The organism is Pseudomonas sp. W17, from assembly GCF_040268305.1.
Lineage (GTDB): Bacteria > Pseudomonadota > Gammaproteobacteria > Pseudomonadales > Pseudomonadaceae > Aquipseudomonas > Aquipseudomonas protegens.
Genome location: NZ_CP158490.1, coordinates 6,359,749 through 6,383,061, shown reverse-complemented (window position 1 = coordinate 6,383,061; position 23,313 = coordinate 6,359,749). Strand labels below are relative to the sequence as shown.

Annotated in this window: 18 protein-coding genes; 2 read left to right on the top strand and 16 right to left on the bottom strand. The window is 59.6% G+C overall.

What is annotated here, in order from left to right; translation table 11 throughout:
• Positions 1-200: 200 nt before the first annotated feature.
• The gene (locus ABCR88_RS29345) at positions 201-1,610 is read right to left on the bottom strand and encodes a hypothetical protein (protein WP_350403772.1); all 1,410 of its coding nucleotides are present in this window, start codon (positions 1,608-1,610) and stop codon (positions 201-203) included.
• 217 nt (positions 1,611-1,827) lie between these two features.
• Between ABCR88_RS29345 and ABCR88_RS29340 the strand changes: the two genes are divergently transcribed.
• Both ABCR88_RS29340 and ABCR88_RS29335 read left to right on the top strand, forming a co-directional pair.
• Positions 1,828-2,727, top strand: a complete 900-nt coding sequence (locus ABCR88_RS29340) for a hypothetical protein (protein ID WP_258712416.1) — start codon at positions 1,828-1,830, stop codon at positions 2,725-2,727.
• A gap of 417 nt (positions 2,728-3,144) precedes the next feature.
• Positions 3,145-3,732: a sce7726 family protein gene (locus tag ABCR88_RS29335; protein WP_258712415.1), complete on the top strand. Its 588-nt coding sequence runs from the start codon at positions 3,145-3,147 to the stop codon at positions 3,730-3,732.
• Here the strand turns inward: ABCR88_RS29335 and ABCR88_RS29330 are convergent.
• The 15 genes from ABCR88_RS29330 to ABCR88_RS29260 form a co-directional block, all read right to left on the bottom strand.
• A complete protein-coding gene (locus ABCR88_RS29330) occupies positions 3,691-4,761 on the bottom strand; it encodes a hypothetical protein (protein ID WP_350403771.1) in 1,071 nt (356 codons plus the stop codon). The two genes, ABCR88_RS29335 and ABCR88_RS29330, sit on opposite strands and share 42 nt — an antisense overlap.
• Positions 4,754-5,620: an ImmA/IrrE family metallo-endopeptidase gene (locus ABCR88_RS29325; protein ID WP_350403770.1), complete on the bottom strand. Its 867-nt coding sequence runs from the start codon at positions 5,618-5,620 to the stop codon at positions 4,754-4,756. The genes ABCR88_RS29330 and ABCR88_RS29325 overlap by 8 nt, the downstream gene beginning before the upstream one ends.
• Positions 5,613-6,257 carry a hypothetical protein gene (locus tag ABCR88_RS29320; RefSeq protein ID WP_258712412.1) on the bottom strand — a complete coding sequence of 215 codons (645 nt, stop codon included), beginning with the start codon at positions 6,255-6,257 and terminating at the stop codon, positions 5,613-5,615. The genes ABCR88_RS29325 and ABCR88_RS29320 overlap by 8 nt, the downstream gene beginning before the upstream one ends.
• Positions 6,258-6,743: 486 nt before the next feature.
• A complete protein-coding gene (locus tag ABCR88_RS29315) occupies positions 6,744-7,796 on the bottom strand; it encodes a hypothetical protein (protein ID WP_041752624.1) in 1,053 nt (350 codons plus the stop codon).
• Between the two features lie 14 nt (positions 7,797-7,810).
• Positions 7,811-9,625 (bottom strand): hypothetical protein, encoded by a 1,815-nt coding sequence (locus ABCR88_RS29310; RefSeq protein ID WP_041120048.1) that lies wholly within the window; start codon positions 9,623-9,625, stop codon positions 7,811-7,813.
• A gap of 3 nt (positions 9,626-9,628) precedes the next feature.
• Positions 9,629-10,915 (bottom strand): hypothetical protein, encoded by a 1,287-nt coding sequence (locus ABCR88_RS29305; protein WP_350023292.1) that lies wholly within the window; start codon positions 10,913-10,915, stop codon positions 9,629-9,631.
• A gap of 13 nt (positions 10,916-10,928) precedes the next feature.
• Positions 10,929-11,870: a hypothetical protein gene (locus tag ABCR88_RS29300; RefSeq protein ID WP_350023291.1), complete on the bottom strand. Its 942-nt coding sequence runs from the start codon at positions 11,868-11,870 to the stop codon at positions 10,929-10,931.
• A 66-nt stretch (positions 11,871-11,936) separates the two neighbouring features.
• Positions 11,937-14,348: a hypothetical protein gene (locus ABCR88_RS29295; protein ID WP_350403769.1), complete on the bottom strand. Its 2,412-nt coding sequence runs from the start codon at positions 14,346-14,348 to the stop codon at positions 11,937-11,939.
• Between the two features lie 10 nt (positions 14,349-14,358).
• Complete coding sequence (locus tag ABCR88_RS29290) at positions 14,359-15,540, bottom strand: hypothetical protein (RefSeq protein WP_350403768.1); 1,182 nt, start codon at positions 15,538-15,540, stop codon at positions 14,359-14,361.
• Positions 15,519-16,964 (bottom strand): nucleotide pyrophosphatase/phosphodiesterase family protein, encoded by a 1,446-nt coding sequence (locus ABCR88_RS29285; RefSeq protein ID WP_015637220.1) that lies wholly within the window; start codon positions 16,962-16,964, stop codon positions 15,519-15,521. The genes ABCR88_RS29290 and ABCR88_RS29285 overlap by 22 nt, the downstream gene beginning before the upstream one ends.
• Positions 16,954-18,192 (bottom strand): metabolite traffic protein EboE, encoded by a 1,239-nt coding sequence (eboE, locus tag ABCR88_RS29280; RefSeq protein ID WP_350023288.1) that lies wholly within the window; start codon positions 18,190-18,192, stop codon positions 16,954-16,956. The genes ABCR88_RS29285 and eboE overlap by 11 nt, the downstream gene beginning before the upstream one ends.
• Complete coding sequence (locus tag ABCR88_RS29275; protein WP_011063758.1) at positions 18,189-19,073, bottom strand: TatD family hydrolase; 885 nt, start codon at positions 19,071-19,073, stop codon at positions 18,189-18,191. Before ABCR88_RS29275 ends, eboE begins: the two co-directional genes overlap by 4 nt.
• 51 nt (positions 19,074-19,124) lie before the next feature.
• Positions 19,125-19,892 carry an EboA domain-containing protein gene (locus ABCR88_RS29270; protein WP_350403767.1) on the bottom strand — a complete coding sequence of 256 codons (768 nt, stop codon included), beginning with the start codon at positions 19,890-19,892 and terminating at the stop codon, positions 19,125-19,127.
• Positions 19,889-20,773: a UbiA family prenyltransferase gene (locus ABCR88_RS29265; protein WP_350403766.1), complete on the bottom strand. Its 885-nt coding sequence runs from the start codon at positions 20,771-20,773 to the stop codon at positions 19,889-19,891. Before ABCR88_RS29265 ends, ABCR88_RS29270 begins: the two co-directional genes overlap by 4 nt.
• On the bottom strand, positions 20,770-22,653 hold the full coding sequence (locus tag ABCR88_RS29260; protein ID WP_041120032.1) for a 3-dehydroquinate synthase: 1,884 nt from the start codon (positions 22,651-22,653) through the stop codon (positions 20,770-20,772). Before ABCR88_RS29260 ends, ABCR88_RS29265 begins: the two co-directional genes overlap by 4 nt.
• Between the last annotated feature and the right edge of the window lie 660 nt (positions 22,654-23,313).

The window sequence follows — 23,313 nt, the reverse complement described above, 5'->3', positions numbered from 1 at the left end:
GCGCTGCTGTCTGTCTTTTGCGGTTTTATCCTGCCCCCTATGCGTGTCATTGACCTCTGGCGCCGAAATGTGACTTGGCCGGACGGTGACCTGGTGGCAAAAGTCCTTGCAGATACTCAATGTTCACAAGCAGATGTTGATTTCATGTGTCACCGAGGGGCGTGCAGATGATGGTTATCTGCCATTGGAGATGTAGGAAATCATTTCAAGAATTTTGCATCGTAATCAACGACCAGATCCTCTACGTTCATGCCAGAGAATTTGAAGAACGCACCAAAAGTACACCCATCGATATTTCCATGTTCATCGATGAGCATGGGCATAGGTAACCCTTCTTTCGGATCAAAGCGTCCGATGCATTCGCCACTAACCTGGTGAGGACAGCCATTGTGTACCCCATACTTCGCGAATCCACATTCAAGGCTGTTAGTGTTGCGTGCGAATGAAGATGGGTTGCCGAGCAATTGATCCATGAACGCTTGGTAGTGGAGCTCGCCTATCAATTCGGTAACGACAGCGTCGTCAAGGGTTGATTGAGCTTGGTACCGCCCTTCGACCAATACTGCGGGTATGCGGAACTCATTAAATAGCATCTCGAGCTCTGCAGTGTTTTGTATCGGGTTCACCGATATCCAGGGCTGCTGAACCCTCTGCTCCATTGCCCTCTTCATGATGTGCTGCATTGGGGATAATCCAGGGGACTGCTCGAGATCCAAGAGCGCTTGAAGCCGTTCTGCCAGAATTTGGCTGAGATCTATGAAATTACATGCGTGCAGCAGCCGATCACAGATTGCTAGGTAGCTTTTACTCCAATCGCTGTTCATTTCGGCGGCGATTTCCGGCGCAGCAGCTAGTGCCTTGGTAAGCAGATAAAATCGCCACGAAGGGTTAGATGCTTGCCATTCATGAGCTGTGGTTGGACTCACGGGTTTCCAGCTGATCTGCAGTGATAGATCGCAGATGACTGGGAAAAGACTCCTGGTGTCCTGCCCGCACTCCGTAATGAACCAGTCGTAAGCAGCAGTGTAGACGTCAGATATCCCTTCTCTGACCCAAGCGGCGGCTTCAGGAAATGAGAGCAGATTTTCCGCGAAGGAACGTTCTAGAAAAAACGCGTGACCTTCCAAAATATCCTTCGTGCAGAGCTCTCGCTGGCCGTTCGCTGATTCAATTACAGGATTGATTTGCCATGGCTCTTTGATGAGTACCAGCTTGAGAGCATCTAAAGTCTTGATGCCAGGGATGCTAACGAAACGAGCTTGGCTGAGCTTATTCTGCTCTGCAAAGACCTGTCCAAGAAACTCGGCGTACTGGTGGATGTCCGGTCGGGTGTTGCAGTTAGACAAGGGGATTCTTGGTGCACCCATGGCTTGGCGCAGCTTTTCCCACATCCTGTGAGTGAATCCCGTGGCTTGTCGATAGCTGCTCCACTGGATGTGTCCATAGCCAGTGAATAGCGTTTGGAAGTAGTGGACGTGTTCATGAAAATACGTGAGCACGCTGCCGTTCGTGGCAGTGTCCCCAGCAAATTTCTCTGCTTTGTCGAATAGTCTGATTTCCATACGTGGGGTGAAGAACGTGCCCAGCGTCGCATTCAAATAAGAGTCCATCGTGTTCCTGTATTCGGCGGAGGGAAATAGGAGATGACATCCAAAAAAACTATTGGTTGACGTTAATCCTAGGCTACTTCAGAAGACGTCTAGCTCGAGGAGTGGCTAGCATTGGGGTTTTGACCAACCAGAGTATTTGAGGCCCGCCTTGGAGCGTGATGTTGCGCCAGATCGGTCGCTCAAATTATCAAAAACACAAGAATGCAGGAAAGAATGTATGCGTAGTTTTCAGGGAGCGGTGCTGTTTGTAGATATGCTCGGATTCAGCGCCCTTACTCGAGGGAGGCTCAAGCTGACCGAGTCAGAATACATGCCATGGAAAATTAAGCCTGGAGGAAAATTTCCACATCAACTGCTCGCTGCGCAGATTTTGTTGGCCTTTCGAAAGGCATTGATGCGAACAGGCCGACGGTTTAAGGCGGTGAAGCTGGCGCAACTATCTGATTGTGCATTTCTTTGGTCAGAAGATATATGCGCGGTAACGGATGCGGGACGCTTCTTGATGCACGAAGCAATTGAGGCAGGTTTATTATGTCGCGGGGGTCTTGCATTTGGAGATGTCCACGAGCCTAACAAAATCGATCATTCTATTGGTGCCTTCATTGTTGGCGATGCTGTGACACGGGCTGCTACCTACGAGACGATGGGCAAAGGGATGCGGATTTTCACAGATTCAGACACCGCCTCTGAAATCCTTTTCAAGCGCCCTCACGAATCTTTTCAGGCGCTCATCAATCCTCTAGTGGGTGAAACTGTGGACGAATGGCTTTGGTACTCGCCAGAGCCGATACTGGAGCTTTCGCGGGATAGATTGACGTTACGGCCTGCGATAGAAAAGCTGGTGTCATGCCATACCATGCTCCGCTATTCGCCGCGTTTTGCGTGGAATGCAGCATCCCCTGAAGGTTGCCGGCAGTTGGCATGCTCGATTGTTGCCATCTCGGATGCCATGCAAAAACTCTCGCAAGGCTATGGGGAGTATGAATTTACGGTCGAGCATCTTTCGAGTGCAATGCAAACCCGTAAGGACTCGATTCGTGAGAGGGTGCATAAACAGTTTTCCGAGGAGCTTTTAGGGTTGGCAATGTATCGAGATCGCAAGAAAACGCGTGGGTGATGCGACCCTAATCCTGATCTTCATTCAGGTCTCTGTGGAGGGTAGGCAGACGCGTGTCGGGCTTGCTTGGCCTGTTGCGCGAGTGCCTATAAGCGGAGCGCGTGACGTGCGGATGTAAGCCTTCAACCACCAAGACCAACGCTTGCGTGTGGGCTTGGTTTACGACAGCCGCCCCCGGTAGGGGCGCGCCCAAACCATGGCATCTCACCAACCCGCATAATGACTAACCTCGGGCCACCGTGCACGACCTAGAGATTCACTCATTTGGATAAGTCCTTTATCCAGGCGACTCTGCTAGAGCGTCCTGCATTCCGCATGGTGTCGCCAGTCGGAATGGGCAATACCGAGACTGATCACGCTCCCAACCGAGGGGCTCATAGGCTAAAATCTTGCGTTTGCATCCGCCTGGAGCTCAGAGTGCTCAGAGATAAAGAAATTCGAAGCGCTTTAGTTGACCATCTGATGAAGCGGTCGCCAAGACCTGCTCGGGTGCTCGAAGAGCTCACCATAGATAATGGTAATGCTATTGCTGATGTGGTTGCGTGCTACCGCCAAATGCATTGCTACGAGATAAAAGGCGAAACTGACAACGTTCGACGCGTTTTATTGCAATCGGAATTTTACTCTCGGTCGTTCCCTAAGTTGACCTTAGTAACCACTGAAAATCATATTAGATTTGCGATGGAGAGAATTCCAACCTACTGGGGGGTGATTCTCGCCGCACCTGGAAAAGACCGAACAACCTTACGCTATCTCCGCAAAGCGGGTACCAACCCCATGTTCTCTAAGAAAGATGCACTTCTTATGCTTTGGAAGGCAGAACTGACAGCCCTGGCAACTGCACATCCAAGGGTTATTTTCAAAAAGTCGTTCAACCGAGATACGATTGCAGAGCAGATCAGTTTTCAGCTGAGCCGCGACGACGCCTTGGCAGGAATCCAAAGCGCCCTCGTGGAAAGGCGTTCAAATATTATTGACAACGAATGTGATGTGAGCAGCCGTTGAGCATTTGATCCACGTACCAGGGTTGCCCGTCTTGGGCGCTCGTACCGCAGCCTTGAAGCTACGGTCATGTATGTATTGCTCCCCATACGAGTCCCCTGGAAGCCTGAAGAAAGCCTGTCTAACAATGTTGTCCGAGATATCAAAGTATTGGCTGTATTTGTGAGTTTTGAACCGCCTTCCCCGAACAATAAAGAATTTTTCGTGGTAGGTATAGAACACCTTAGGGGCCGCCATGCCGCTTATCAGTTCTGGTTCGATATCCAGATCAGAATATTCCGGACTAATTATTCCGTAATCTCCAAACAAAACCTTGTCGAATTCAGGGGTCGAATTAAGAGCTCGCCAGAGCTTGTACTCCTCGCGATCTATATGAGCTTCAGCGTTGGTTTTGACCAATCCCGCAATTGAGGCCGGAACGACTGAGCCACTCACGACAGCAGCAGTCACCTGAAAATCTTTTTGGAACCCAGCTAGGAACTTTTCTACTTTTTTCTTGGCGTGAATAGGGTCATCGATGATGCGCAAATCAATTAGCAAAATCACTGACTGAGGCTTGGCAGCGGACAAGTCAACCCACAGGGCCTGCAGGTTGCTTTTCGTAAGGTTATAGCTATCAATGTCCACCATCTGTAGCCGAATCCCAATCTCAGAATTTGGCCGTGACTTAATGAAATCGAGGGCAGCAAGGTTATGATCCGCATGACGATCAAAAGCGAGAACAGGCATGATTGGGAAATGTGAAAGTTTACTCAGGATAGTGCGATATTGGGGAACACCGCCCAAATCGATGCTGTCATCGACATCAAAATTGTCGACAAAAAACTTGTAGGCTACCGTTCCCTTCTGCGTGGCCTTTAGAGTCTTATCCGCAATTCTAAGACGTTCAAGAATCTCCGTCTCAGTCATTACTTTCTGAGAGCGAGGAATGTCGTACATTGGTGCGATCTGATTACGAATCGCATCATCGAGCACTCCTACGCCTTGAATTTCGTTCTGCTTGAACTTCAGAAATGGAACATACTTAATCATTGGCGAACCCGAAAGCACGTTTAACGTCCATGCTGTGATGCAGCTCAGGGTAAAGTTTATAGTTTCTGGACTGATGGCGAATCATACCCGCCATGATAGCCGGGTGAATTTCTGCTTTACCACAGAGATCCAGTAACTGTCTTTTTTCTGCCCTAACATTCCAAGCCATCCGCCAATACTGCCTGGAAATCAGGCTGTCTTTAGCAATGATGTTTGCCTCGACCTCCCGATCAGAGTCGGCATCCTCTTCCAGGTCATCCAAGATAGGACTATCTAGGTAGTCATAGTGCTTATGAACATGGGCCAACTCATGCATAAGCGTGAACCAGAAATTGTCATAGCGATTGTATCGAATCGCTATTCCCACAACCGGTGTACCTCCCGAGAGTTTGAATGTACAACCGTCCATCTTCATAGACTTGAAACCAGGCTCCACCACCAAGAGAACCCCATAAACGCTGGCTAAGTGATCGATAAGAGTGGTGATGCGGTCAGGTTCCATACTGATAAGCGCGATTTCACGAAGCTGCTCTAAGCTCAAACCTTGGAACCGAGGGATGACTCGGCTCAAGACGGCGATCTTAGATTTCTCGCTGATCAGCGACAACCAAGCTTGGATCTTGGTTTCTTCAGCGGAGTCATTCTTTCGATAGAGCACTGCATTACTGCTGGTCGCGTTGAGGGCAAGCCGGATGATGAAGTCTTCATACGCTTCGCCAGGTCGTGCATGCGATTTAGCATCGGCTGGCTTCAACGCTTGCCGCAGACTTGTGAGCGCTGCCGTGAAGTTCTCCGCAGCGGCCCGCGAGGATGGGTAGACCTCGAAATCTTCTGGGATGCCATTTGGGACATCAGACATGATGCGCCTCCCCAGCTAATTTCCCAGCAACGTGAGCGGGAGCCTCAAAGTAGCGAAGGTTTTCCTTGTCGGCGTCCGCTTCGTACTCAACCATTCCGAGGAATCGGTAGTAGCCTTCGGCTGTCGGAAGCGAATGCAGACAGAACCCTGGTCGGTAGCCTAGGGAATTCATTGCAAAGCGCGCAGCGTGGGCTATCAGGATCCGGCTGACGCTCCCAAACTGCTTCACATAATTCGGACGATCTCGATTCCAGTACGCTGATGCTACGTAATCGACATAGAAAATTCGTTCACCATCCATCCGGCTTTCCTTCGGATGGTAGATCACACAAGTCGCTTGGATGCGTCCTTGGGCACTGAGAAAAAACCAGTGATACTCATCGGTGTTTAAAACCATGGCTTTGTCGAGCCACCGCCATCCGATATCCGATAGGCCATAGCTTGGTAGCTGCTGAAAGAATAAATCCCGGTCGGCAGCAGCCGCAGGGAAGTCAGCCAAGAGCTGCCGCACGATCTTGGTTTTCTCGGCCTCCCACTGCTCCTGTAACTGGAGCACATAGGCGGGAACCAACCCCTGGTTAATTTGATAGGGTATCTGCTGCCCGGTATGGCGGCAGAGAAGAGTAGGCTCAGCCATTGAAGCGGGCATCGCTAATGGCTTGAAAGTCGGTTGATCCGAAAGGCGTCATCGTAGAAATCCCTGTCCGATTGATGGCCAGATGATGACACCGTTTGGCTGTCCCCTCAATGGCCCTCATTTTGCCGCCATATGGCCGTACTGCTGCTTTACACGAAGCTTTACGAGTAAGTTTTATCAGTGCCTTTTTCAGGCAATTTTCGTGTTTGGCGTCTAAGTCTCAACCTTTACAGAGGGAGAAAATGGTAGCTTTACAGTTTCTCACGCCGATCTATCATCTTGATTTCTCCTAGGTTTTCTTTACAAAATTGGGTCTAAAACGCGATAAATTCAGGAAAAGTCGTTGCTGATCAATCTGTTAAAAGCTTTTATCGGTACCCCCATTCTGATCGCTGTTTTCAGCGTTCAGCATCGATAAAAACGGGGCCATGCAGGTGGCCCCGTTTTTTTATGCCCGGGTTTAACCGGTGTGCCGCATCACTCAGCTCAAAGCGCCACTCGCCGCAGTCGGCCGCTCAGTGCGACCACCTGCTGCTCCGGCGTCGGAATCGGCCGCCCACTCAGGCCCATGCCTTCACTCACCAGCACCGCGTCTCCGACGCAGCACAGGTTGGAAGGCGTATCCAGGCCCTTGGCGAGTACTTGCACGCTGCGTTGCTGCAAATCGCAGCGCAGCAGGCGGCCGCTGAAGCGGGCGAAGCCGCCGTGCAGGACTTCGCCGGCCCAGTCCGGTGGCAACGGTTGCAGCAGCCGGTCGCACAGTTCCAGCACCAGGATCCGCTCCTGCGGGTCCAGCGCCAGCCCGGTGGGCAGTTGCAGTCCGCGAATCAGCACCTCGATCCTGCCGCTCTCGGGCCAGACCCGGATCACCTGGCCCGCCTTGTCGGCGAAGTCGATACCCATCCGCGCCGGGTCCCGGCGCAGCTCGCCGGAGAACAGGCTGATCAGCACGGCATCCGTCTGCGGCTCGTGCACCAAGGTCACCGGCACGGCTTCCTGGCCCTGATCCAGATCGGGCAGTTGCGCCAGGACTTGTTCACCGCCTTCGGTGAACTCCACCAGTTGGTTGCTATCGGGCTTGACCGCCAGCCAGCTGCGGCGCGACGGGTGATAGCACAGCGAGTTGAGGTTGCCGCGACTATGGAACAGCGGCTCGGGCGGGTTGTATTGCAGGTCCAGCAGCTTGGAGCCGGCGACGTAGTCGGTTTGGCTGGCCAGGCAGCGCCCGTCGCCCAGGGCGATGTCCGACAGGCCCATGATTTCGTCGCGCAGCATGCGCGATTGCATGTTCATCGAACGAAAACCCTGAGCCACGACCTGAGGCGGCAGGTAGGCGCCCGGCTGGCCCGGATCCGGACGCAGGCGGCTGATGCGGCCGCTGAACGGCTGGTCCGGCAGGCCTGAGCCGGCTTCCGCCAGCAGCAGGCTGCCATCGCCTTGCAGGCAAACCCCGCGAGGGTTGAGCAGGCCCTCGGCGATGACGTGATCCGGTCGCAGCACCTGCTCGAGCTGGGTGGGAATATGCAGAGCAACGGGCATGGTCTTCTCCTTGTTCAAGGCTGCCAGGGCGTGCCGTTGAGGTAGGCGGTCAGCAGCGCTCTTTGGCTCGGCGACATCGAACGCACCACGGACATGTACAAGGTGGTGTTCTGATACTCGGGGGAGATCCGGGTGAGGATTGCCTGTTTGAAGCCCATTACCGCGTCTTGCTGGTTGAGCTGGATGTAGCGCGACATGGCAGGAAAGGCCAGGTAGTGGAAGCGCAGCACGTTCTCATAGACCTGGTCCCAGGTAATGATGCTGCCCGAAGGGATGCCGAAGTCGGTCCGGGCGTATTTGCGGAAGTTGTTGAAGGTCTGGCAGGCAGGGTTGTCGTTGATGGTGCAGGTCAGTGTGGTGAAGCCGGCCAGGCCACTGGAGCCTGTATCGGGGACGACATTGAAACTGATCGAGGACCGGCCGGCCGGTACCGTGAGTTCAGTCGGGAACTGGAGAAAGTCCCAATACTGATTTTCCGTATAAAGGTTGGTCGGGCCGGGGACGATGCTGATCGGTGTATCCGTGGGCACCGCGCCACCCAGGTAGCGGGCCTGCAAGGTCACCTGTACTCCCTGGCTGTCGGGGTCGAGGTAGTTGTTGCGCTGATCGCTGTACACCCGATAGGGGCTTTCGGGGGCAGACAGCTTGCCGTTGCTGGCACTTCCGGGAGTGCTGATGTTCAGCGGCGTCTTCTGTATCTGCTGTTGCTGGGTTGCGTTGAGTGGCACATCGATAAGGCCGCCGTACAGGTAATAGTTCTGCAGTTGCGGATCGGTGGGGGCGAAACTCGCCAGGGTGTCCGTTCCCACGGCAATGTTCACGGTGCCGAAGTCGGCGTTCGGACCTATGGGGCTGATGATGTCGTCGCGTCGTACGCGGAAGGTCTGTTTGGGGATCAGGTTGACCATGTCGATGCTCAACAGGCCGTTGGCGACCTCGGCATAGGCCGCGGTCTTGGTGGCCGGGTTGAGCAGTTGGCGTCCAGGCGGGCAGATCAGTGGCTCATCGGCATAGGCTGTGGCCAGGGTGCCGATGATCCGGCCGATGCTTGGATTAGGGCTGAACTGGCCAGCGGCGTAGTCGGCGTTCAACTGTTCGGTGGTCAGGGTCGGGCACATCTCGAACATCACGAAACGCAACACTATTCCCGTAGCCCCGGGTGCTTCGATCAGCGCCTTGAGGCCGGCGCTGTCTGGGTTGTAGCTGACGATGCTGCTCAGCGGGAAGGTCAGTTGAAAGGTGCCGCAACCGTGAAAGGACATCGGTGCGTCCATTCGTTGCGGGTCCAGTACCCGCGAGCCCACATCGAAGCTACTGCACACGGTGTCCCAGCGGATCAGCAGTTGGGGCGTGCTGCCGTTGCCGATCTGCAATCCGCCCACAAAGATCTGCGTGGTGGTGGTGGCGGTAGGGTCCAGGTCGACCATCATCGGGCCGGAGTAGGGGCCTTGCCCGGTTCCGGGCACCACGGAGCCGAGCAGGTACACCGGCTGGCCGATCAGATCGCCGTTCAGGGCGATGTTGCCTGGGCTGCCCTGGGAGCTGATCAGCGCGTTCTGCAGGGTCACTACGTGTTCGCCGTAGTGGTTCCAGCCACCGGCTGTGTAGCGGCTGTCGGGACCTGTTTCGGGATCGGGGGCATTGATCAGCGCGTACAGCTGATCATCACTGTAGCCCTGGGCGGTGGGCGCCACTGTCGAGGTGGTCAGGTCGAACAGTTCCATCCGGCTGGAGGGGCCGGTGGGCAAGGTCGGTGAGTTGTTTGGCACGCTGACGTCGGTGGAGATGCCGCCCCAGAAGTTCAGCCGGGGGCCGTTCAATATGCTCATGGTCTATTCCTTGGCCTCGGAGGCGTGAGTGGCTGGGGCTTGGGCAAAACGGAACACGTAGGAGAAGTCGCTTTTGTTCAGGCTGTTCAATGGGGTCGCCATGGAGTGGCAGTTCATGCAGCTGCTGGTGGCCTGGATGTAGCTTTCCATGGTGACGTTGGCCGACAGCGCCGGTGTCGGTTGGCCCAGCGGGTTGCCGGGGTTATTGGGCTGTTGTGGCCGTTGGGTGGTGATCAGTTGGTAGTACTTGAACACGCTGGACTGCACGGGAGGGCTGGTCTGGAACTGGGTGTTGATCTGCTGGGTGTTGCTAGTGATGGGGGTCACCCGGTTCAAGGGGTTCGGCGTCTTGAAGCTGGTGCCGGGCTGGGGTTGGCAGACCAGGCCGGAGCTCGCCGGTTGCCAGTTGCATGGCGACTGGTTGACGCTGGCGTCCGGTGCCTTGGCATCGTAGTAGGAGTAGAAGACCCCCGCCGCCGGCTGGTCCACCCATTTGCCTTGCTGCTGGATTTGAGGCGGTACGTTGTCGACCTGCTCGAACGTCGACCAGATCCACTGGGGAAAGCCGTTGACCTTGCTGATGATATGCAGGCCCACCAGACCCAGGTTGGCCTGTTGGGTGCCAATGGGCTGACCCTGGTCATTGAACCGGGTGACTTCGGCCTGCATCGTCAGGTAGCGGCTGGTGTCGTCGCTGGGCGTCATGATGCGCCAGCTGGACTTGACCTCGGTGGCGTTGTCGGGAAAGGCGATATTCGTCGCCGCATCGACGATGTTGGCGTTATAGAACTGGTTGTCGACGATGTAGGTGTAGGACACCTGGTTGGTGGCGATGTCGTAGTAGGTCGGGTTCTGGCGCTGGTCGATCAGCCAGCCGCCTACCGCCTGCAGGTCCGACTGCACGACCTGCGTGTTCTTGACGGCGGCGATATTGATCAGGCTGAGGTTTCTGGTTTTCAGCGGCGTGTTCCAGGGCCCCGGGTTCTGCGCACCGGGCAGAAAGGTATCGGCAACGCTCTTGTAGGTTTGCCACACGGTATTGCCGGGGCTGCCCAGAGGCTTGCTGCAGTCGGCCACCCCGCGCTCTGCGGCCTGGGCCGGCCAGTTCAGGTTGATGAACATCTGCCAGCTGTACTGATCGAAAGCCTGTTGGGAGGCTCCGGCGGCAGGCACCACGGCGTTGGGCGGGCAAGTGGTCTGCGCTTCCGGCGTGCTGGGCTGCAGGGCGCTGGCCTGCTGGCTGCCCAGGCCAAGCAACAACAGGGCGGTGAAACGGCTCCAGGGGTTCATGAGGCGGCTCCTGTCATGGCGAGGGGGGCAAAAGTTGGTTCCACTGCGGCCGCGCACCATTCTTCAGCGATGGCGGTGGCGTGAAGAGCTGGCAGTCCGGCGGGTTGGCCGGGCACATCTTCGCCACCTGGTCCCAGGTCTTGGCCGGATTTGGTTTCTCGGTGCGCCAGTTGAGGTAGTTCTGGCTGACGATTGGCGCGTTGGCGACGCTCTCGTCACCGGAGAAATAGAACGATTGCGGATGCTGATAGGCCGGCTGGCCCGGGCCGTCGCTGCTGGCTTTCTTGTAGAACGCATAGCCGAACAGAATCGGGCTCGGCTGGACCGGGATCTCCAGCGCGTAGGCCTGCACGCTGCCATCCAGATGCTGGCTGCGGGCGGCGCTGTAGGGCAGGTGCTTGATGAAGTCCCGGCGCGGCGGATGGTTCATGGGCGAGAACATGCAGCAGGCCGGCATGTCCTTTGGCCGGTCCTCGGGGTAGGTGAGGAAGTAGGCCTTGTTGCCCAGGGAAACGAAGGAGCAGGTGTAGTTGTTGTCCTTGATCGGGAAGATCGGCAGGCAGTACTTCTCGTAGTGCTCCATCATCGCCCCGGTGCCGTCCTTGTCGGCCGGCACATAGTCGTTGTCGTAGTAGCTGGTGCCCCGGGACACGGTGTAGTCGGCCGGTTTCAGGGTGCTGGGCGGGCTGCTGTAGGGCGGTGGGTTCTTCACGTAGTTGGCGGTGACCCGGTACATGATCCAGTCACTGACCCAGGTTGCCGGGTAGAGCGGATCGGCCGGCTCGCCGGGTTTGCGCTTGGCGATGCAGTTGTTGGTCTTGGCGTCGCACCCCCGGTCGTTGTGCACGCCCATGTTGAAGTAGACGTTGTCGGGGTAGGTCTCGGCCCATAGCGTTTGGCTGGCGCTCAGCAGGCTGGCGGCCAACAGCAGTTGCTTGAAGAGACTGGCGTTCATCTGACACTCCTTTGAAAGCGCCGGGCGACGGGGTCGCCCGGCATTCCATGGGTTGGCCTTTGCGGCTCAGCCGTGGGGGTAGTCGCTGGGTTTCAGCGGGATCGGTGGGTAGCCCTTGCTCACCAGGTCCTGGGCCCAGATCTCCAGCACCCTGCGCCGGCTCTGCGGCAGGTCACGGGTGATCGGCATGGCCAGGGTGCTTTCCTCCTGGTAGTCCTTGCTGATCAGCACGATGAACTGGTTGATCGCGCCCTCGATGCGTTGCAGGGAGTTGAGCGGCATGAACTTGTTCATGATCGGGTACAGGTAATAAAAGGGCTGGAGGATCCTGGGGAAGATGAACTCCTTCCAGATCCGCACGCTGGCGTCGTCCTGGGTGCACACCCGGTTCCAGCAGTCGATAAAGTCCTTGAGCATCTCCGGCTCCTGGGGCAGGACCCGCAGCGGCGCAAGGAAGTCGGTGTAGGCCTCGGTGTAGTTGAAGCTGAAGGGCACCGGCGGTTGCTGCTGGCCGTCCTGGATGAAGAAACGCAAGGTCGGGAAGCCGGCCGCCACGGCCTTGACCGATACCTGGGCGATGCCATTGGCGTCGGTCAGGATCTGCGCCAGGCTGTACTGCACGGTGGCGTTCAGTGGGTCTGCCAGGGTGCCGCTGCGTGCCTGCCCATTGATGAACTGCAGGCAGGGGCTCAGGGCCACAGCCGAGGGCTTGGTCAGGAAGCTCTGGTAGAGCATGGGCTCGGGTGGCTCGCTGTCGTCGACCTTCAGCACCGCGCTGAGCCGGCGGCCGCTGCCCACATGCAACAGGCTTTCAGCGGTCTGGGCGCCGACGAACTGCGGTCGGTTCGACGTGTTGCTCCCGGGATCATTCGGGTAGTTGTTGAACAGGGTGAAGTTGGCCGCGTTACTGAAGGCCAGGTAGTAGTCGCTGGTGGTCAGCATGTAGGCGTTGTTGTACTCCGCCACCCACAGCGCGGTGCCCGCCGGCGCGGGCAGGCCGTCGTACTGCACCATGATGCTCAGGACCCGGGTGTCGCCCACATCGATGAAGCAGCCGCTGTCGAGGATTTCGGCGGTCCACATCTTCTGGGCGGCGGCGACCAGTTCCTGGCTGCCCTGCAACTGCAGCTCTAGGGCGCCCTGTTGCAACGCGGCCTGGTCGGCGGGGCTGATGGGCAGGTCCAGCAGGCCAGCGCGTTTGTCGAAGGCGGTCTGGCGATACTGCTCGAAGCCAAAACTGGCAACTTTGTGGAAAGCGCCGCCAGTGGGCCTTACCCCGATGTCGTAATCACCGGCCAGGTATTTCCCGGGCACCGGAATTCCCTGGCTCAGGTCAGTGTTGGTGAGCGGCAGTGCGGCGCTGTCTCCGGCGGGAAAGAACGGAAAGGTATTGCCCAGGTCCAGGGACAGGGTGTTGTCGTGCACCTGGGCGCTGATCACCCCCAGGGTCATGGCTGTAGGCTCGGTGTCTTTGGGAGCCCCCTTGCACACCGGTACCGGAGCCTTGGGTTCCAGGCGCCGGCCAGCCGGAGCGGTGGGGTATTCATTGTCGAACCACAGGCCCAGAGTGCCGACGGTGCGGCTGTAGGCCGGGTTGAAGAAGATGTCGGAGACGTTATCCAGGCCCTTCTGGTACATCGCCTGCAGCGCGGCCATGGCTTCGGGCGTCTTGGAGTGGCTGTCCACCACCGGGAAGTCGTTGAAGATGCCGTTCTTGTCGTAGAAGGTCAGGTAGGTGGTGAACCGGAACATCAGGCCCTTGGCGTTCTGGTTGATCATCTCCTGTTGCAGGGTCTTGAGCAGTTGCGAGTCGCCGACGATCCACTGCAGGTGGTCTTTCGCGAAGCAGGTCTGCCAGGTGGTAGTCACGTAGCTCAAGCCGCCAAAGGCCCCCCAGTTGAAGTTGAGGAAGCGGTCGAGCATGCGGTACTGGCGCTTCAAGGTCAGGCCGCAGGTGGCGTCCCCAAGCACCAGTTTGTCGAAGTACAGGGCGGTGAAGGTGTTCTGCCAGGGGCTGATATCGACGAAGCGCGCCGCTGTAGGCGCGGCGCTGCCGAACGGGTTGCCCTGCAACTGGTAACACTTGTTCACCAGCGGATCGTTGTCGATGTAGGTGTTGGCCTGGAACTCGCCACCGACGATCACCGAGCGGGTCTGCTCGTAGTTGACCAAGCCGCAGGCGTTGTCGCCGAACAGGTCCCATTCGGCGGGAATCATCGGGTAACCACTTTTCGCGCCATTGGTGGGCACTTGCAGCACGTAGTCCGGCACGTTCTCGTAGGCCAGCGGGGCGATGGTCCAGGGCATCAGCTGTTGCGGGGCGTTCTGGTCGTTGATCCCGTAGTAGGACAGGAACGGCCAGTTCATGCGCATCTTCACCGCATCATATAGCGGGAAAACGTCGTTGTTGTTGGCCGTCGGCGGGTTCCAGAACATGTGGCCATTGAAGTAGATCCGGGGAAAGTTCAAGACGCTCATGAGCTGCTCCTTAGCGCTGCCACTGGGCGCGTTTGAGCGACCAGACGTAGTCCAGTTTCTGGTAGCCGACGAAGTCGGAGTCCGGTAGGACGGTGGTGGGGTAGACGATCCCGCCATCCTCTTTCAGGGCAAAGTTGAAATAGGTGTTGTTGCTCGAGTAGGCCGCGGTGTTGTGGCAGGCCAGGCACGATGAGTGGCTCTGGAAGGCCGATTCCAGCTGGGAATTGGCCAGCAGCTTGGGCTCGGCCTGGGCCTGGTCGTACTGCACGCCGATCAACTCGTACTGGGCCAGCGTGGGGTTCTGCTGCTGGAAGGTGGCATTCACCGGCTGGGCCGCGGCAGTGGGCCCGGTGATGTTGGTCATGGGCTTGGGCGGCGTGCCGTTGGTCACGGTGTACTTGCTGTTGTTGCGGTTCTCGAAGGTGGTCCAGACCCAGTCGTGGGTCAGCTTGTTGATGACGTGCATGCCGCTGAGGCCGGCGTAGCCGGTGTGGTATTGGCCCTGCTTGTCGACGTAGTAGGCCTGGGCGATGAAGTAGCCATCCTTTGCCAGTTGCGCCTGGAAGGTGCTATCGCTGCCGATCCACAACCAGGAGGTCTTCAGCTCCCAGGCCGTGGCGGGAAAGTTCAGGCTGCTGGTCAGGGCGGCAATGCCGTTCCGGTTGTAGATCTTCTGCTGGACGATGTAGTTGAAGGTGTCCTGGCCCATCAACATGTGAAAACGCACCGACTGGCCCCGTTGCGCTTCCGGCACCTGGTTGCCCATTTCCAGGGCCAGGCCATCGACCTGCTGGGTGCCGTTGTCGGTGCTGCCGTCGGTGTCGTTGCCCAGGTTGAGGAACAGCCCGCTGGTGTTCATGCCCGGGATCTTCTGCGCCTGGGTCTGCACCTGGCTCGGCAGGTTGGCCTGGGTGCTGTAGGGCTGGGGAGCCTGCCCCTTGCTCAGGTAGACCTCATCGGATGGTTTGAACGTCTCCCAGAGCCGCTCCGGGCTACCGGAGCCGGCCGGCTGGTTGAGGCACACAAACCAGTTCCATGCCATGGTTTCCGGGCTCTGCTTGAAGGTGCTCAGGGTGCCGGCCTGGTCACCATTGAACGTCAGGAAGTTGCTGCAATTGAAGGCGGGCGTGGTCTGTGCGTGAGCGAGGCCGCTCAACACACCGAGCACGACTATAGGGATGGTTCGCCGCATGGAATCTCCTTGGCCTGAGCCGTATCGTCATAGGGGCGCCCTAGGAAATGCTCTAGGAGCAGGTGCTTTACCGCGGTGGCCGGCAGGTGCGCCGGCAGGGGTAAATCGCAATCGGTGATGAGCAGGGGCCCTGCCTCGGCACTGCTGGGCAAGCGTCCGTGGCTGCCGCGAATCAGTGAGGTGTCCAGGGGAATCAGGTCCATGTAGTAGCGAAAGCCGAGCTTCTTCTGCAGCAGCCGGCGAGCGACCCGCAGCTTGGGAAAGCGGATCGCCGGGTCGATGAACAGCTCCAGTGGGTCGTAGCCCGGCTTGCGGTGGATATCCACAGTGCGGGCGAAATCCGGGGCCAGGCGGTCGTCGAACCAGTAGTAGTAATCGAACCAGAAGCCCGGGGCGGCCACCGCCACCAGCTCGCCGCTGCGTGGGTGATCGAGCTGGCAGGCCCGCTGCTCGCTCCTGTCCAGCACCTGCTCGATACCGGGCTGGCGCAGCAGCAGGGCCTTGACCCGGGCAATGTCCTCGGGCTGGCGCACATAGACGTGGGCGATCTGGTGGTCGACCACGGCGAAGGCCGCGCTGGCGCCGGGGTCCAGCAGCTCCCAGCTCAGTGAGCGACGTACCTGCAGCAGACCTTGCTCGCGCAGCACGCGGTTGATCGAGATGGACTGCTGCACCGCCTCGATGCCGTATTCGGAGACCAGCATCACGGCCGCGCCTTGCTGCTGGGCAAAATCCAGCAGGCGCCCGACTTCATGGTCGATGGCCCGCACTTCGTCGCTGATGGACGGATGCTCCGGCCCCAGGCGTTGCAGGCTGTAGTCCAGGTGCGGCAGGTAGATCAGTTGCAGGTCGGGGCGGCTGATCTGGAACTCGGCGATGGCGCAGTCGACGATCCAGCGGCTGGAGGCAATCCCCGCGGCCGGGCCCCAGAAGCTCGGAAAGGGGAACTCGCCGATCTGCTGTTCGATGCGTTCGTGCAGCCCCGGAGGCGACGAATAGAGGCCGAACATCTTGCGCCCGTCGGCCGGGTAGTGGGGGCGCGGGGTGATGGCTGCCTCCACCTGGGCGTACATGTTGAACCACCAGAACAGCTGGCTGCAGCGCAGGCCGGGGATCTCCCGTTGCAGCGCCTGCCAGACCTTTTCACCCTGGATCAGCGCGTTGGGCTGCAGCCAGAAACGCACCTCGGCCTGATCGCGGAAATACCAGCCGTTGCCGACGATGCCGTGTTCCGAAGGCGGCAGCCCGGTGAGGATCGAGGCCTGCACGGTGGAGGTCACGGCGGGGAACACCGGACGTAGCCGGGCCATCCGCGCCCGTTGCAGCAGGTTGTTGATCCGCGGCGTGGCCGGCCCCAGCAGGCTGGGTGTCAGGCCCACCACATTGATCAGCAGCAAGGGCTGGCGCGGGCGTTCAGAAGGCATGGGCCGGAGCCTCCAGGGCAGACGAGTGGGCACGCAGCAGATGCCGCTGGCGCAATTGGCCCTCGACCCATTGCAGCTCGGCGGCGATGCCTTGCAGCAAGGCCTGCGCGCTGTCCGGGCGCAGCGCACCAGGCAGCACGTTCCAGCTGTAGGTTTCCACCTCCAGCACCGGCTGGAAGTTCGGGTGCGCGGCGAGAAAGTCGAAGGTGCGCAGCAAGGCCTGCTGGCTGCCGCTGAGCTCGGCCAGTAGAAACTGTTCGCTGAACAGCGGCACATGAAAGTGAATGCGCAACTCGGGGCATTGCCCCTGGGCCGGTTCGGCGGCATCCAGGGCCCCGGGCAGGTCGGCCCAGGCCAGTAGCTGCCCGGCCATATCCCGGGCCTTGACCTGATGCAGGTAGGTGGCTTCGGCGAAGTTGCCCAGGGCCTGCAATACCTGCTGGCGGCGTGGGCGATCGGCAAACGGCAACTGGCAGATCAGGGCGTTGGACAGCTGGATCTTGCCCACCGGAACCCGCGCATCCAGCAGCCGTTGCAGGGATTGGTAGCAGTCTTCGAAAACCACCGCCTGATGGCAGACGTCGAAGCACAGCGCCAGGTAGCCATGATGGGGATCGGTGACCTGCCAGTGCTTGAAAAAGGCCAGGGCCTGATCGGTGTTTTCCAGCACGCAATCCGGCTCCATCTCCAGGCACACCAGGATCTTCCTGCCGCTGCTGCGATGCAGGCTGGCCAGCTCGGCGGTCAGTTGCCGCAGGTGGGTTTCGGCCTGTTGCTGCTGGGCTTCGTCCCAGGTGGCGGCATAACCGAAGGGCACGCTGGAAATCACCCCCTGCTGGCAATCCAGGGGCAGAGCGGCGGCCAGCAGATGCGCCAGTTGCAGGCTGTATTCCAGGCGCTGGGGTTCGGCCCAGGTGGGCCGGTAGACCTCGGCCTTCACCGCGCCTTCATGGAACTGGCCATAGGGAAAACCGTTGAGCGAGGTCAGGCGCAGGCCACAATCGTGCAGCAGTTCGATGAAGGCCTCGCGCACCTCGGGCACCTGAAGTTCGGCGGCGGCCTGGGCGCTGATCCACAGGCCGCTGTCCTGCACCGCCAGCCCACGCTGACGCCGCACACCCTGGAAATGTTCCTGGATCGACGCCCGCAGGCCGGCCACGTCACGGGCCGGGTGCACGTTGCTGCAATAGCCGATCTGCGCGGCGTTCCAGCCGGCCCGGGCACTCATTTGACCACCGGTTCCTGGCCCCTCAGGGCCGAGTTGTCCTGCCACTGGCGGCGCTGGTCGATCGGCAGCGGGGTGCTCACCAGTTGCTTGTCCAACTGCCCGCTCTGGGCGAAGAAATCCACTGGGTTGTGGAACAGCACCTGCTCCACCTGGGCTTCGCTGAAGCCGGCGGCGAGCATGGCCTGGCCGGTCTTGGGCACTTTGAGCGGGTCGCTGATGCCCCAGTCGGCGGCGCTGTTGACCACCATTTTTTCGCTGCCGTATTCCTGCAGCAGGGCCACCATGCGCTGTTCCGACATCTTGGTGTTGGGGTAGATCGAGTGCCCGCGCCAGCAGTCGCTGTCCAGCACCAGGGGCAGGGTCAGTTCGTTGAGGTGGTCGATGATCACCAGGTTTTCGGCGATGCCCACCTCGCGGATCACCGCCAGGGTGCGCTTGGTGCCGCCGATCTTGTCGCGGTGCGGGGTGTGCACCAGCACCGGCAGGTTGAACTGTCTGGCCAGTTCCAGTTGTGCGGCGAGAAAGCGATCTTCTTCCGGGGTGATGTCGTCGTAGCCGATTTCCCCTACCGCTACCACGCCGTCCTTGACCAGGTAGCGCGGCAGGATCTCCAGCACTTCGTTAGCCACCGACAGGTCGTTGGCTTCCTTGGGGTTGAGGCCGATGGTGCAGAAATGGTGGATGCCGAACATGCTGGCGCGAAAGCGCTCCCAGCCCAGCAGGGTGTCGAAGTAGTCGATGAAGCTGCCGACGCTGGTGCGCGCCTGGCCTTGCCAGAATGCAGGCTCGATAACCCCGGTGATGCCGGCGGCGGCCATGTTCTGGTAGTCGTCGGTGGTGCGGCTGACCATATGAATGTGCGGGTCGAAGTACTTCGCCATGGTGGCTCCTTGCTTGAGTGCGGGAAAAAACGTGGGCTCAGCTGGCGGGGGTCAACCGCCCGCCGGGAAGTGGTCGCGCCAGTGCGCAGGCAATCGTCCCTGCTGGTACAGGCCTCGCAGGCGCTGCAGCTGGGCTTGGCTCAACAGCTCGAAGGCAATGGCCTGGGGCAGGCCGTCGGCGACCTCGCGTTCGGCGGCCAGCTGTTCTTCCATCAGGTCCAGGGCCAACTGGTTGAGGTCGACGCTGCGCCGTTCTGCCAGGCCGTGGATATGGCGGCTGTCCAGGCCCATGCCCAGGGTCTTGAGCACCAGCTGGTGGAAGGCCCGTTCCGGGTAATGGCGCGCGGCAAAGGGGTTGTCCAGGGCGATGGCGGCGAACACCTCGCGGTTGTTGGTACGCCCGGCCTGGAGCGCCAGGTCGAGGCTGGCCCCCTGGCTGTCGAGGTCATCCAGGGCCTTGAGCAGGGCAGCCTTTTCCTGGTCGTCGCCCCAGAGAAACAGCTGGCGCAACAGGGCCAGTTGCCCGGCGCCGGCCTGCTGCTCCAGCAACTGGGCCAGTAGCAGCGCCCGGGCCAGTTGAATGCGGTTGCAGTCCGGGCTGGGGGCCAGCAGTGCGCTGGCCAAGCGGCGCCGACACTGACTGCTGAGCAGCATCAGGGTGTTGGCCGAGGGCTGCCGGGCCAGTTGTTCCCGGGCTTGCTGCCACCAGCTTCGGCTGGCGTCGTCCAGATGCCGTTCCAGCAGTTGCTGGCGCTCGGCGAAGGCACCATGGCGAATGACGAGCGCCAGCGGCGCAGGGGCGATGGGGTCCATGTTCATGTCGGCTTGATCCAGCGTTGAAGGTGGGGAAGCAGAAAGAACACCAGCACACACAGCAGGCTGCCCAAGGGCTGGTTGGCCACCGCCAGCACCAGGGCGTCGAACAGCGGCAGGGCGGCCAGCCCGGCACCGATGAAGGCACGGATCTGCCGTTGTTGCGGGTTGGCCAGGTGGCGCTGGTAGTGCCAGCCCAACCAGCCCAGCCACAGCAGCAGGACCAGCCAGAACACGCTGTTGCCGGCATAGGCGGCCAGGAGCAGAGGGCTGAGCATGAGCAGCAGCGGCAGGCGGCTGAGCAACTGGTTGCGATGCTCCAGGCGGGCCAGGTAGGTCAAGCCGGCGATGTAGGTGCCCAGCAGCGCGGCGCACAGCCACAATGGCTGGGGCGGCATGGCCAGGCTGGCGGCGGCGGTCAGGTACAGCGCCGAGCGGCAGCCGCCCATCAGCCAGACGCTGTGGGGATATTTCTTGTGCAGAAGGTTGTAGCCAAGGATAAACAGCAGCAGCAATCCGGCGCTGGCCAGCAGCCAGTGGGGCTGGGCAATCATCCGGCTCAGGCCGAGGACCGCCAGCGCCGCCAGCAGCAGCAGCGCGGCAGTGGCCAGGCGGACCTGGGCGCGGCTGACCAGGCCGAGAACGATCGGCCGCGGGTTGTGGTGCTGCTGGTCCCAGTCGGCGTCCATCAGGTCGTTGAGCAGCATGCCCGCCAGGTACAGCGCCGAGAGCGCCACCAGCAGCAGGGTCCAGACCAGCGGCGAGGGCGGCGCCAGGGTGGTAGCGCTGCTGGCCAGCAGCGCGGCGGCCAGGGCATTGGTCCATACCGTTGGCAGGTTGGAGACCCGGCCCAGGGTCAGCCAGGTGGTCAGCGACGACTGGATCATTGCGCGCACCCCGGGCCCCAGGCGAAATCCGGCCCGGCGAAACCCGCCAGGCGCAGCAGGGCCTGTTCCATCAGCGGCATGTCGATCTGGTGCACATCCACCGACTGGCCCAGGCGGTTGAGCATCGGGATCGACAGCTGGCCCCCCAGGTGCTGGCGGAACTCTTCCAGGCCCACCAGGATCGGCGAACGCCCCTGGCTGTCCCGCAGGCTCAGTTCCGGCGGGCAGAGGTTGAAGCCGAGCCTGTCCAGCAGTCGCAACAGGCGCTGGCAGTCGGCGTCGGACAGCAGGCCGCTGGCGTTGGCATACAGCGCATCCAGGGCCATGCCCACGGCCACCGCTTCACCGTGGCGCAAGCGATGCTGGCTGAGGTTCTCCAGCTTGTGGGCGGCCCAGTGCCCGTAGTCCAGGGGGCGGCCATTGCCCCGTTCGAACGGATCGCCGGCACCGGTGATATGGCCCAGGTGCAGTTCGGCGCAGCGGCGAATGGCATAGCGACTGGCGTTGTGCTCGAAACCGGCCAGGGCTTCGGCCTGCTGCTCCATCCACTGGAAGAACGCGGCATCCTTGATCACCGCGACCTTGACCGCTTCGGCCAGGCCGGCAATCTGGTCCCGGTGGGAAAGGCTGAGCAGCAGCTGGAAGTCGTTGATCACCGCTGTGGCCGGGTAGAAGGCCCCCAGCAGGTTTTTCTGGGCGAAGGCGTTGATGCCATTCTTCACCCCGATGCCGGCATCGTTCTGCGCCAGCACGGTGGACGGGATGCGGATCAGACGCATGCCCCGGTGGAAGGTGGCGCAGGCATAGCCCACTGCGTCCAGCACTGCGCCGCCGCCCAGGGCCAGCACATAGCAGTGGCGATCCAGGCCGTGTTCCAGCATCTGCGCGTACAGCTGCTGGAGCACGTCCGGGGTCTTGCTCAATTCGCCGGCCGGCACCGCGATCGGTGCGGCCTGCAGATGCAGGTCGGCGGCGTGGGCGCTGAAGTAGTGGTCGATCTGCAGCGGCAACTGGGGTGAGCACAGCAGCAGTTGTTCATCGACAAACACCAGCACCGTGGTGCGCCCCGGGTTCTGCCGGGTCAGTTGCTGGTGCAGGCAGGGATTGTCGGCCTGGAAGATGTGATCGGTGAACAGCACCGGGTAGTGGTAGCTCACCTGGAAGCGGCCCTCCAGAGACTGCGCCTGATCGTACCGGGGCTGGGCCAGGCGGCTCTTGAACAGGCTGCGGGTGCCGAGGAACAGCCCGGGCAGCACCATGCTGGCGAGAATGGTTGCCAGCAGGGCGTTCTGTTCCACCAGCAGGCTGCCGATGGCGGCATAGGCCAGGGCCAGCCCGGCGTTGGCCAGGGTGGTGACCAGGAGAAACTGGCGCAGCGGATAACGTTGCATGCCGGCGGCCAGCACCGAGGTTTCTGCCAGCACCGGCACGCCACGCAGGCACACCAGCGACAGGGTGCTGAGGCGATAGGCCAGTTGCCCGGGTTGCCAGGTCCTGAGCCCCAGCCAATTGGACAGCAGGCGGAAGTAGCCGGCCCCCAGCCAGTAGCCAAGGCTGGCCCCCAGGCACAGGCCGATGAAGATCACCAGGTAGCCGCCAATGGCGCCCAGGGCCGCCACGGCCAGCAGTGCCACCAGGCTGGAGGGCACGGGCAGCAGCACGTCCAGGGCCAACAGGGTTACCAGCAACAGGGCCAGGCTAAGGCGCTGTACGGGATCGGTGGGAAGGAAGGTACCCAGGTGACTCAGCAGCTGTTGGATCTGCTGTTCAAACAACAGGAAACTGGCGATAACCAGGATCGAGAATAGTAATAACGAGAGCCAGTAATTTTCGGCCGCACCCTTGAGTGAAAAGGCACGAGACAACGAGCTGCGCTTCATCAAGCGTCCCTCTTGATTGATATGACTGGATTCCGTGTCAGTGTCAGCTGGGTAGGGCAGGAGGGCGTCTGGTTATTGAATTCCTCGACGGTTTTTATTGATCTTCTGGCGGCTGAAGAACACTTCAGTGGCGAGTAGCTATCAACTTAGTCAAGGCCGAGGGTTTTGCAAGTAAGTTGAATGAAGTGGCCTGCAAGGCATTTTTATGGCTTCAGGGGAAAGTGCGTGTTTAGTCCGGGACGGCTCCAGTGAACGTCTTGCAAGAAGTCTGGTGGAGCCTGTTCTTGCTCAATGAATGCTGGGGGTGGTACAGACGGTGGGGCTGTTTTTTACTTTGCTATAAAGATTATGAAAATTGGATATATAGAAAAAATCGTTTCATGAAAGCGCACTAAGTAATGTGCGAGGGCAGCTCTTGATGGTTTTCTACAAATGTTTCAAATCAGGTTTTGAAATAACGGATTAACCCTTGATTACTATTAGTCAGCTATTTAATGGCTTGCTTATTAATTGGGAGTTATTTAGTTGTTCCATAGAGCTGTTCGAGCGGGTTGCCGGGGAGTGTTTTTTTGTTAATGGGAATCATTCGTTCGCATTGTGGTTAACTTGTAAGTCCTGCAACTATCGGCATTTACCGCTATTAACCTCTTGGTAAACAGC